This is a genomic window from Solemya elarraichensis gill symbiont (assembly GCF_002021095.1).
Lineage (GTDB): Bacteria > Pseudomonadota > Gammaproteobacteria > Chromatiales > Chromatiaceae.
Genome location: NZ_MPRK01000033.1, coordinates 1 through 11,594 on the forward strand (window position 1 = coordinate 1; position 11,594 = coordinate 11,594).

The window sequence follows — 11,594 nt, forward strand, 5'->3', positions numbered from 1 at the left end:
ACGCAGGGCGTCCGGGGCAATAAAGGCTGTCGAAGATCGAGTGTAAAAGGGCGACTTGGATGTCCCGTTTTACATCACGAGATCAAAGACACGCTTGTACCAATTGCACTTATTATCCGAAACCGCCTTCTTTCTCCATGCGCAGTTCTTTGTTTTCCCGCCGCAGTCGTGCCAGCTCCGCCCTTTCATTGGAATTCAGTCGCTCTCCGCTTGCTTCCTGCTCCAGCTCTTTCTTCCAGCGCCGCAGGTTGTTCTCGCTCGTGTCGACGGCCTGTGCCGACTTCGCGATGGAATAACCCTGCTCGGTGACCAGCACCACCGCATCCTTCTTAAACTCAGGCGTGAATTTCCGCCGCTTTCTCTCTGTCGTCATATTTCACCTCGGTCGGTAGTATTCCACCTTAGCGAGGTGTCCGGCAGGATTAGACCACAACAGTCCCCTTTAGAAGTCCCCTAATGTGGGGATTGCTACATTGTCATAGGAATATGACCATACGGTTTCTAAATTAATATAAAAACTTATTGATTAAGTGGTCATTATTTCACTAGGTGAAGTATGAATAAGAGAATATCTTGTTAAGATATTAGTAGTATTCACCGGTGTTACGGGTGCCTTGGTTATGCTTGGATGGTTACTGGATATTGTCATTCTCAAGAGTATTCTGCCGCAGTGGTTTAGTACTGCACTCTGCTTTTCTCTCTCTCTGCCTGCATCCTTTACATTATTGCTTACGGGTTCGACTGAGTTGTCTCTGATGATAACCACGTTTGTTGTACTTTTGTTTATGACAATCATGCTTGCATTTTTGGTTTTAGGCGTTAATTCTGGGATAGTGAACTGGTTCGTGAGGGAGTTGGAAAGTGGGACGATTAAAACCGTTGTGCCTGGCCTCCCTTCTATTGGGGCTATGTTGGCTTTCACTGTTGGACTTAGCGGCGGTGGGCAGATAGATGATTTGACATCTACAGGATGGGATGACTATCTGCTCAAGCCCTGCAAACCAAAAGACGTCTGTGACGGCTTGGCCAAACATCTGGGGGGTGCGCTATATATATGAAGAGGATAAATCTACCTCATGAGGTGAATTTATCCAATCTTGAGTAGCTTTAACAGTAACAAATTGATTGAGAGTGGGTTTGGTTGGTTTTTATGTGGAGCAGGATGATGCTCAATGTTGATAATAATATTTTGAGATAATCGGGCGTGCATTATGAAAATACATCATAAAGCATCTCTCATCATGGCAGCATTCGGATCTGTCATTGTTATCCTGATTTCAGCCGGCTATAACATGCTGTCTCAGAAAGCCATCATAGCTAATGAGGTGCATAAGCTACAAAAAATTTCTGATGAGAAGTCGTTGCATACGGATTTACACCTTGGAGAGTTAGCATCCGTCACCACTACGATCTCTTCCGCACCGCTGATCAAGAGTGCTCTGCAGAGGAGGAATAAAGAGCTGGCGGCATTGTCTGATGAAGAGCGTATAGCCGTGATCGATCGGCGGAACCAGTGGTGGAGGGAAATTACTGATATAAACGATCCTTTCATTCAGGCCCACATGACCAATCCCGTTGCCGAGTTCCTGAAGACACAACAAAAGCTCTTTCCTGGAAGGTACGGTGAAATTTTCCTTACCAACCTTTATGGAGAGATGATTGCCACGACAGGTAAGTTGACGACTCTCGCCCATTCCCGTAAATATTGGTGGCAGGCAGCTTATGATGATGGACGGGGAAGAATATTTCTGGATGACCGTGGTTTTGATGCCAGCGTGGAAGGGTATGTACTTGGGGTGGTTGTGCCAATTAAGGATCAAAACAGAATTATTGGAATATTAAAAGCCAACGTGAATATTATTGGGGCATTAAGTGATGTGGTTGAGAAATATCCCATACATCATTCGGGTATGGTGCAAATTGTGCGCACGGGTGGATTAGTTGTCTCCGAGCATGGTGTCATCCCGCTTTCAAAACATGTAGACAAGACACTTGTTAGGTCGTTACAGAAAAAAGTGAATGGCACCTCAATTGTTTTTGAAAACAATAAAAATGTACTAAAGGCATTTTCTTCTGTATCAATAACTATGGGATCAGAAAAATTTGCATTTGGGGGGAGCAAGGAGTCGGTAGATCACATTAAGGGGAACAAAGGTGAAGGATGGCATGTTGTCATCTCTCTTGATGAAATAACAGCCCTCGCTGCTAACCGTGATACAACGTTAATCATTATTATTGTTGGAATGACCTTCGTCCTGATATCCTCAGCGGTCTCCCTGCTATTGGGAAAATTGTTAGCCAGACCCATAGTAGAGCTTGCAGCGTCTGCCCAAAATCTTGGAAAGGGAGATCTAGCAGCAAGGGCTAGTGCGTACTCAGATGACGAGATTGGTTCGTTAGCAAAATCGCTGAACAGAACCGCGGAAAGCCTTCAGGAAACCATGGTATCCAGGGATGAACTTAAACATGCTCAGGAAGCTACGCGACAGGCGCAATGTGAGGCGGAAAAGGCAAATGAGGCCAAGAGTATTTTTCTGGCCAGAATGAGCCGCGAGATACGCACACCAATGAACGCAGTTATTGGACTCAGCCACCTAGCACTGCAGGCTGATCTTACATTCAAACAACGTGATTACTTGGATAAGATCATGTCATCCGGACAATCACTACTTCAAATCATAAATGACATCCTCGATTTTTCAAAAATTGAAGCAGGAAAGCTTGAGCTCCTTCAAGAAGAATTTATTCTCAAGGATGTTCTGAAACACATTTCCAATGTAATCGCCATCAAATGTGCTGAGGAAAATCTTGAACTGATATTTTCTGTTGAGCCTAATGTGCCGCTTAAGCTTATCGGCGATAAGACACGCCTGGAAGAGGTTCTATTAAATCTTGCAGGGAATGCAGTGAAGTTCACCGAGCATGGCGAAATCGTAATTTCTGTTTGCTGCCTGGAGTTTGATACAGAGAAGGCCATATTGGAGTTTTCTGTTCGTGATTCAGGCATGGGTATTTCCCCTGAGCAGATGGAGAGGCTCTTTAAGCCATTCAGTCAGGCGAATGAACATATTTCTCGAGATCACGGAGGTACTGGATTAGGGTTGATACTCAGCAAGCGCCTTGTCGAGATGATGGGAGGTGTTATTCGGGCTAGAAGTGAAATTGGACATGGTACTGAATTCACTTTTACCGTTACATTTGGATTGGGTGACGATTTAATTAGGTATCCTCTTGATCACACTCATCCTGACTTACACAGACTGAAAGTGTTGATCATCGATGATAATGAGGAAGCAAGGAAAGTTCTGAAACAGATTCTGGAGTCGTTTACATGTAAGGTAACAGTTACGGATTCTGGAGAACACGGGGTCAATGCAGTAGAAGTTTCAACAGAATCCCCCTATAGACTCATTATTATTGACGACTCCATGCCATCAGGAATGGATGCTATAGAGACCATCACTCGCATACGAAAGCTACCCGGATACAGCGAGGTGCCAACCCTGCTGATGATCTCGCCATATAATGGTGAAGAACATTTTGAAAAAGTCGAAGAGATTGGTGTCAGCTCATTAACCTTCAAACCGATTGAGTCCTCTGCCTTATTTGATGCGGTCATGGAGGCGCTAAATGATAAAGACGTGCCTGCCAAAGCTGTTAAATTAGAATCTGGATCAGCTCCTTGGCAGTCGGAGAAAATTAACGGGGCCAGGATTCTTCTTGTCGAAGACAATAGCATTAATCAGCAGGTGGCTATGGAGCTGCTGGAGCAGATGGGCTGTGAAGTTGAGATGGCCAGCAATGGCATTGAGGCAGTCGATATGATTAAACACAAGAAATTCGATCTTGTGTTTATGGACATTCAAATGCCCAAGATGGATGGACTTGAAGCCACCCGACAGATTCGGAAACTCAAAACACAAGCTGATGAGAAATATCCCTCCAATATCCCCATAATTGCCATGACTGCTCATGCTCTAGTCGATGACCATGAGAAAAGTCTCCGCGCCGGCATGAATGACCACATAACCAAGCCCCTTGATCCAGGTAAGATAATGGAGGTGCTATTGAACTGGGTAGGGCCAGAAGAAAGAGTTGAGAACGAGATTCCATCAAATAGAGTCAAGCAGACAGATGTAATGAATCAGGCCTCCATCCCCCAGAATTCAGGTATTGACAGTGAGTCTGCATTGAAGAGATTGGGTGGTAATAGCACACTTTTCATCAGACTGATTAAAGAGTTCCGTCAGAATAATCAGGAAGCTGCTGGACGGTTGCGGGACGCGCTTGCTGTACACAATTTAGAACATGCCAAAGAGATAGCGCATGGTATCAAGGGGGCAGCGGCTAATCTGGGAATGAATGAGCTATCTACAGTAGCAGCCGAGTTCGAGTCACTGAGTGAGCAGCAAAAGTTGGAAGCCTGTGAGTCACTGCTTGATCAATTCGACTTGCATCTAAAAAAAGTTATACAGGCGATTGTGGGTCTTGAACAACAGATGAGTGATGCGGTTCCTCAAGTAGAGGATAACCACACAGTTGTAATAGACAGACGGGAACTATCAAGCCTGCTGAAAAAGCTGGAGGCATCACTGGATAAGGACTTGAGAGCTGCTAACAAGTACAGAGGCAAATTGCATGCCATGCTTGTGAATAGTGAATATGATGAGATGTTCTGGAAGCTGGATAGGGAGATGTCAAGTTACGATTCTGACGGAGTCAGAGAGATAATCCGCGCCATCGAAGAATGCACAGGCTGTAAAGGGAAGGCATGATGAAACAGAAGATTCTGATTGTTGATGATACACCTGAGAACATCTCAGTGTTGATGGCGTTACTAGAAAATCATTACACGCTCATTGCGGCCACAAATGGTGAGAAGGCACTGCAGCTGGCATCTACAGAACCGCGACCGGATCTTATGCTTCTGGATATAAATATGCCTGGCATGGATGGCTATGAGGTCTTTAATAGACTTCAGCAGTCCATGCAAACCAAGAGCATCGGGGTTATTTTCATCACCGCTTTGAGTGACGATCAACATGAAGAGATTGGTCTTGAGCTTGGCGCTGTCGATTATATTCGCAAACCCTTCACTCCAGATATTGTAAGAACCAGAGTCCATAATCAACTGGAACTGAAACAATATAAAGACCACCTGGAAGAGATGATATTTCATCGGACAGAGGAGATAGTGCACCTGCAGGATGCATTAATTGTGAGCATGGGTTCGCTTGCCGAGCGTCGGGATCCAGAAACAGGTGGACATCTTAAGCGTACCCAGCACTATGTCAGATTACTTGCTAAGTTGTTACTAGACCATCCAAATTTCAGAGAATATTTGGATGAGAATATAATCGAACTGCTGTTCAAGGCAGCACCTTTGCATGATATTGGGAAAGTCGGTGTGCCAGACGAGATATTGTTCAAGAAAGGTAAATTGACGGATGAAGAGTATGAACAGATGCAGTATCACGTTCCATTCGGCGCCGAAGTAATCAATGATATTCAGAACGCACTTGGTAGGGAAATTGAATTGTCTCAAGTAGCACTTCAGATTATTGAAGGACATCATGAGAAATGGGATGGCAGCGGTTACCCAAAGGCGTTTAAGGGTAGGGAGATCTCAATCCCTGGTAGGATCATGGCAGTAGCAGACGTCTATGATGCTTTGATTTGCAAAAGGCATTACAAGTCGCCAATTCCTCATTCTGAGGCGGTGCAGATGATCAGTGAGGAGAGTGGCACCCATTTTGACCCTGACATCGTAGAAGCCTTTATTACACACGAGGGTCGATTCCGGGATATAACATTAAAGTTTTCCGATTAATAATACAAACAGGAAAAAACTACTTCTCCATACCATACAGTGGAAACAGAGATTAACTATGAACTAAAAAACCAATGGTGAGTCTGCTTTGGGTTGCGGTCATTCATTGGAGCAGGGAAGAGGATTTTCTTTAAAACCCACCAAAGGACTCCCCAAAATCCATAGTCCCTTGGTCGCCCACAAAAAAACGGCCCATGGTTTCCCATAAGCCGTTGATTCTCTTCCTCAGTTAAGGCAATCTTACTTAACTGGGTTGTACCAGACCATTAGACCACCTCAGATAATGAAGGAGCTGTTAAATCATGCTCGTTAGTATCCAATATTGAAATGCTATTGGTCTGACTGGGTCGTCAAATAGGAGAGGGAGATGAACATGGATCAATTTGGTGAATTCAATATGACACTACGAATGATTGTCTAGACCAAGGGTTGGAAAGGTTTCACGGTCCCCGCTTCTCAGTCGGTTGTTTACATCATGTAAGTCAAGATGAGCATTTCCTTTCAGGCCTGTGGCTGCGTTCTCTTGCAGAACTAACGGAAAATTATGTCATCCGTACATTGATCCGTACATAGATAACCTCTAAATAATAAAAAACGCCTATGTATCAAATGCATAAGCGTTATATGTGGCGGAGGGACAGGGATTCGAACCCTGGATGGGCTATTAACCCATGCCGGTTTTCAAGACCGGTGCATTCAACCGCTCTGCCACCCCTCCGGCAAGTCGTGCAATATAATGAATTTCACTGCAATTTTCCAGTTTCTTTTTCAGTTTTTTGCAGATGCTGTCCGTGTAGCGCTGCCCTGTTGACCTTTTGGGCGGTATACTTTGGAAATAATCATGCTCGAATTCATTCACACAGGACATTAATGGCCAAATTGCTGATCGTGGAAGATGACGCTGCCACTCGAATTATTTTTGAGGCAATGCTTAAAAAGGCAGGTCATGAGACACAAACTGCTAATGATGGAGCGCAAGCCCCGACCGCTCTTAGCGAATCATGAGTGGGATATACCTGATGATGCGAACGCCAGTCTCAGACTTGGAATCGGCTTTATCCAGTCGGTCATGGATGAAGCGACGCATGAGTATGTTGATGGCGGTAACAGGCTTGCAATGAGAAAAATCGTCACCTAGTGATTTCCTGACAGAGACGAGCTTTCCTACTAATTAGTGTATCTTCATTATGGTATAGCCTTCAGCTTTATTGCTATGATTAATCGATAAAGCCAATACGAATGGAGAGGCTGCTCGTTAAATCGGCTAGCACTCACTCCACCACAAGGGAGATGGAATGAAAGCGATGATTTTGGCGGCCGGAAAGGGCACCAGGGTACAGCCAATTACCCACGAGATTCCCAAGCCGATGATCCCGGTGATCAACCAGCCCGTCATGGAGTTGATTGTCTCCCATCTCAAAAACCACGGTTTTAGCGACTTTATCGTTAACGTCAGTCACCTCGCACAGCATATCGAGGATTATTTCAAGGACGGCAGCCGTCTCGGCGTCAACATGGCGTATTCATGGGAAGGCCATTTTGACGGTGACGAGTGGGTAGGACAGGCAATGGGTTCAGCCGGCGGTATGCGCCTGATCCAGAATCGCACCGGTTTTTTCGATTCCACCTTTGCGGTGCTGTGCGGCGATGCAGTGATCGATGTAGATTTCAGTGAGGCGCTCACCTTCCATCGTGAAAAAGGCTCGATCGCTACTATTATTATGAAGCAGGTACCGCGTGATGAGGTAAGTAGTTACGGCGTGGTCGTGACCGATGATGATGGTCGGATTGAGTCCTTCCAGGAAAAGCCCGCTCCCGAAGAGGCGAAGAGTGATGTGGTGAATACCGGTATCTATATCTTTGAACCGGAAATATTCAATTTCATTCCATCCGAGGGTGAATATGACATCGGTTCCGAGCTCTTTCCAGCGCTCGTCGAGGCTGGTGCGCCTTTCTATGGGATAACCCTGCCGTTCCAGTGGATCGATATCGGCAAGACTCCCGATCTGTGGGATGCGACGGAGATGGCGCTCAACAACGAGATTCACGGCTTCACGATTCCCGGTGAGGAGGTCTCGCCCGGTGTTTATACTGGTGCCAACGTGTTGATCGAAGAAGGTGCAGACATCAAGGGCCCGGTCTATATCGGCGGCTCCACCGTGATCAGGAAAGATGCAGTTGTCCACGGGCCGGCGTTGATACATTCCGGTTGCGTGATTGAGAGTGATGCGGAAATCCGCAACAGTATAATCTGGCATCACACGCGCATATCGGGTGGAGCGACTCTCGATATGAAAATTGTTTTCGGCCCGCACTGTATCGATTTTGCGGGTAATGTAGTACACCTTGGAGAAGGCGGTTTCGACTGGCTGATCAGTGATGTGCGCAGCAAGTCACCATTGAAATAAGTCCGTCCTCAGGAGAATTACATGAGTGAATCATCCAGGTCAGAAAAACTCTCAGTTGTTATCTTTATCGATGCCCTGGACTGGGAAGTGTCGCGCGGGCGCAAGGACCGTGGCACGCAACCTCGCGATTAATGTGCGGGATTTCGGTCCCGGCGTGCTGTTTTCGGTTTCTGGCTAGGCATGGCGTTACCCCAGAGCACGACTGATTTCAGTCTTGCCATTGCTACTAGAGAAGGAATCAGATGGTATTGATGCGGCGACTGCATCAGCTCTTGGCATGTCATCGCATGACTGGTCTGCAGCAGTAGATCGATTTATAACCTTTTGGCACAAATATGCCTGATAGTACGGATGTAATAACAATGAAAGTAGAGAAGTATGACATCACCGCAACAGATAGCTGGTCTGCACTGAAAAAACTCACCAGGTCGATTAATGACCTCCGTATCAGTGAGCTGTATGCTGCAGACAGCAACAGGGTAGAGAAATATTCACTCAAATGCGCTGGCGTCCACCTGGACTGCTCCAAGAACCTTGTAGATGAAAATGTCAGAAGAGCGCTTTTGGACCTGCTGTCCGAATCACCCTTCGAAGAACAGCGTGAGGCGATGTTCCGCGGTTATGCAATCAACACCACCGAACAGCGTCCGGTATTGCACACCGCGCTCCGTTCTGACAAGCAGATGCTAGCCGATGATGGCCTCGAGAACCTTGGTACACAAATCGAGGCGCAAAAACAGCACATAAAGGAAGTCAGCGACAAGATCCGCTCCGGTAACTGGCGAGGTTCCACCGGAAAGCAGGTAACAGATGTCATCAACCTCGGCATCGGTGGTTCTGACCTCGGTCCCCGCATGGTATGCGAGGCACTCAAGGAGTTTGCCCACCCATCGGTACGCTGCCACTTCGTTTCCAATGTTGATGGTGAGTTGATCAACTCAACGCTTAAGAAACTCGACCCGGAAACTACCCTGGTTATCATCTCCAGTAAAACTTTTACCACCCAGGAGACGCTGCTGAATGCAAATACTGCTGCTACATGGTTTCGCGAACGCCTCAATGTGGAGAATCCCTACGCAACATCACACTTTATCGGTGTGACGGCTTCGCCCGAGAATGCCGTCCAGCTGGGTGTGCTTGAAGAGAACCTGCTCGAGTTCTGGGGCTGGGTCGGCGGGCGATACTCGCTGTGGTCGACCATCGGCTTGTCAATCGCCATCTGCCTTGGCTACGAACGCTTTCAGCAACTGTTAGAAGGCGCGAGTGAGATGGACAGGCATTTCAGGTCATCGCCAGCGGATCAGAACATGCCTGTCATGATGGCGCTGCTAGGGCTGTGGTACACGGATTTTTTCGATGCCGAGAGCCAGGCGGTGATTCCCTATTGCCAGCGTATGGCCGAATTTCCCACCTATCTTCAGCAGCTCGACATGGAGAGTAACGGCAAGTCGGTAATGCATGATGGCAGTGCAGTTAACTGCGCAACCGGACCGATTGTCTGGGGGCAGACGGGAACCAACGGACAACACAGTTTTTTTCAGTTGCTGCACCAGGGGAGCCACATGGTACCGGTCGATTTCATCGGTGTGCTCAAGGACAGAATGAGTTCGCCTGATCATCACCGCGTCCTGCTCTCCAATATGCTGGCGCAGTCAGCAGCGCTGATGCAGGGCAAGCAGGCGGAAGAATCCGAACCGTACAGGCATTATCCGGGAAACCGTCCGTCGAATGTCATGCTTCTGGATGAGCTCTCTCCATATACACTTGGTGCCCTGATTGCTCTCTATGAGCACAAAGTTTTTGTTCAGGGCTGCTTGTGGAATATTAACTCCTTCGACCAATGGGGCGTTGAACTTGGCAAGGTGCTTGCTGACAAGCTGTTAGATGAAGAGAGTGATAAGTCGGAACTCGACGATTCGACTCGCACACTGCTGGAAGCTGTTGATGCTGCACTTTAGTAGTATGATGTTTTAACTATTGTTTATATCCGGTTTAGTTTGTACGGCTGAATTGAAAAGGAATCTCACTCTATGCTGTTACCAGTCATTATGGCCGGAGGATCCGGCGCACGTCTGTGGCCGTTATCGCGCCAGTTGAATCCTAAGCAGTTTCTCGCCGTCACCGATGAGAAATACTCCATGCTGCAATCCACCATCATACGTTTGCAGGGACTGGATATCGCGCTACCGAGATTGATCTGTAACGAGGAGCATCGATTCCTGGCCGCAGAGCAACTGCGTCAGCTTGATATGGAAGAAGCGAATATCCTGCTTGAGCCGGTTGGACGCAATACAGCACCGGCAATAGCGCTGGCAGCTCTGACTGCGGTTGCACAGGATAATGATCCGATCATGCTGGTACTGGCTGCAGATCACCTGATAAGGGATGTTGATGCCTTCCAGCTCAGTATCAAGGCAGCATTACCCCAGGCAGAGGCAGGCAAGCTGGTGACATTCGGTATCGTACCGACCAAGCCCGAAACCGGCTACGGTTACATTGAGCAGGGTGATGCACTGGAACCGGGTGGCTTCGGGGTCAGCCGTTTTGTAGAAAAGCCCGACCTGGAAACTGCACAGGAGTATCTTGCCAGTGGTCGTTATTACTGGAACAGCGGCATGTTCATGTTCCGTGCCAGCCGCTACCTGCAGGAACTGGAGGTATTTAGTCCGGATATTCTCAACACATGCCGTGATGCGTTGAAAGGTACCTCACAGGATATGCACTTTACCCGTGTTGATGAGGCTCTCTTTTCCACCTGTCCCGCCGATTCTATCGACTACGCGGTAATGGAAAAAACCGCCGATGCAGTCATGGTTCCGCTCGATGCCGGCTGGAGCGATATCGGTGCCTGGTCAGCCCTGTGGGAAGTGAGTGAAAAGAACGGTGACGGCAATGTCCTCAAGGGCGATGTCATGCTGCATGACAGCAGCAACTGCTATATCCATGCAGACAGCAGTCTGGTGACGGCAGTCGGAGTTGAAGATCTGGTTATAGTCCAGACGCTTGATGCCGTTATGGTTGCGCATAAAGACAAGGTGCAGGACGTCAAGAAAATCGTTGAGCAGATCAGTAATGATGGACGTCACGAGCATATGAATCACCGCGAGGTCTATCGTCCGTGGGGTGTCTATGACTCGATAGACTATGGCGAACGTTACCAAGTCAAGCGCATCACTGTTAAGCCCGGAGCCAAGCTTTCTGTACAGAAGCATCATCATCGCGCCGAGCACTGGATTGTTGTTAGTGGTACCGCAAAGGTAACCAATGGTGAGGAGACCTACCTGGTTTCAGAGAACGAGTCGACCTATATTCCGATTGGACAGGTGCATGCACTTGAGAACCCCGGCGTGATTCCG

8 protein-coding genes and 1 tRNA gene are annotated in these 11,594 nt (G+C 47.5%); 7 read left to right on the plus strand and 2 right to left on the minus strand.

Annotated features, from left to right (window positions below):
* Positions 1 to 112 precede the first annotated feature (112 nt).
* Positions 113 to 373, minus strand: a complete 261-nt coding sequence (locus BOW51_RS03000) for a transposase (RefSeq protein ID WP_078476376.1) — start codon at positions 371 to 373, stop codon at positions 113 to 115.
* A 247-nt stretch (positions 374 to 620) separates the two neighbouring features.
* On the opposite strand from BOW51_RS03000, the gene BOW51_RS03005 reads away from it, so the two are divergent.
* From BOW51_RS03005 to BOW51_RS03015, 3 genes are all read left to right on the plus strand, one after another.
* Entirely contained in the window at positions 621 to 1,058 is a 438-nt protein-coding gene (locus BOW51_RS03005; RefSeq protein ID WP_078476377.1) for a hypothetical protein, read from the plus strand.
* 153 nt (positions 1,059 to 1,211) lie between these two features.
* Positions 1,212 to 4,775, plus strand: coding sequence for a hybrid sensor histidine kinase/response regulator (locus BOW51_RS03010; RefSeq protein WP_078476378.1), 3,564 nt, complete (start codon positions 1,212 to 1,214; stop codon positions 4,773 to 4,775).
* On the plus strand, positions 4,775 to 5,830 hold the full coding sequence (locus tag BOW51_RS03015; protein ID WP_135568018.1) for an HD-GYP domain-containing protein: 1,056 nt from the start codon (positions 4,775 to 4,777) through the stop codon (positions 5,828 to 5,830). The genes BOW51_RS03010 and BOW51_RS03015 overlap by 1 nt, the downstream gene beginning before the upstream one ends.
* Before the next feature lie 627 nt (positions 5,831 to 6,457).
* On the opposite strand, the gene BOW51_RS03020 is transcribed toward BOW51_RS03015, so the two are convergent.
* Positions 6,458 to 6,548: transfer RNA gene (locus BOW51_RS03020), tRNA-Ser, on the minus strand.
* A gap of 228 nt (positions 6,549 to 6,776) precedes the next feature.
* Here BOW51_RS03020 and BOW51_RS03025 point away from each other — a divergent pair.
* From BOW51_RS03025 to BOW51_RS03040, 4 genes are all read left to right on the plus strand, one after another.
* A complete protein-coding gene (locus BOW51_RS03025) occupies positions 6,777 to 6,968 on the plus strand; it encodes a hypothetical protein (RefSeq protein ID WP_135568019.1) in 192 nt (63 codons plus the stop codon).
* 157 nt (positions 6,969 to 7,125) lie between these two features.
* A complete protein-coding gene (locus BOW51_RS03030; protein ID WP_078476381.1) occupies positions 7,126 to 8,238 on the plus strand; it encodes a nucleotidyltransferase family protein in 1,113 nt (370 codons plus the stop codon).
* A gap of 362 nt (positions 8,239 to 8,600) precedes the next feature.
* On the plus strand, positions 8,601 to 10,196 hold the full coding sequence (gene pgi / locus BOW51_RS03035; protein ID WP_078476382.1) for a glucose-6-phosphate isomerase: 1,596 nt from the start codon (positions 8,601 to 8,603) through the stop codon (positions 10,194 to 10,196).
* Positions 10,197 to 10,268: 72 nt separating this feature from the next.
* On the plus strand, positions 10,269 to 11,594 hold a 1,326-nt coding region (locus BOW51_RS03040), incomplete at its 3' end, for a mannose-1-phosphate guanylyltransferase/mannose-6-phosphate isomerase (RefSeq protein ID WP_078476383.1).

What these genes read in the sequence shown, in the direction of transcription:
- BOW51_RS03000 (WP_078476376.1), bottom strand. Translation starts at nt 373, where the DNA reads ATGACGACAGAGAGAAAGCGGCGGAAATTCACGCCTGAGTTTAAGAAG.
- BOW51_RS03010 (WP_078476378.1), top strand. Translation starts at nt 1,212, where the DNA reads ATGAAAATACATCATAAAGCATCTCTCATCATGGCAGCATTCGGATCT.
- pgi (WP_078476382.1), top strand. Translation starts at nt 8,601, where the DNA reads ATGAAAGTAGAGAAGTATGACATCACCGCAACAGATAGCTGGTCTGCA.
- BOW51_RS03025 (WP_135568019.1), top strand. Translation starts at nt 6,777, where the DNA reads ATGAGACACAAACTGCTAATGATGGAGCGCAAGCCCCGACCGCTCTTA.
- BOW51_RS03015 (WP_135568018.1), top strand. Translation starts at nt 4,775, where the DNA reads ATGAAACAGAAGATTCTGATTGTTGATGATACACCTGAGAACATCTCA.
- BOW51_RS03030 (WP_078476381.1), top strand. Translation starts at nt 7,126, where the DNA reads ATGAAAGCGATGATTTTGGCGGCCGGAAAGGGCACCAGGGTACAGCCA.
- BOW51_RS03005 (WP_078476377.1), top strand. Translation starts at nt 621, where the DNA reads ATGCTTGGATGGTTACTGGATATTGTCATTCTCAAGAGTATTCTGCCG.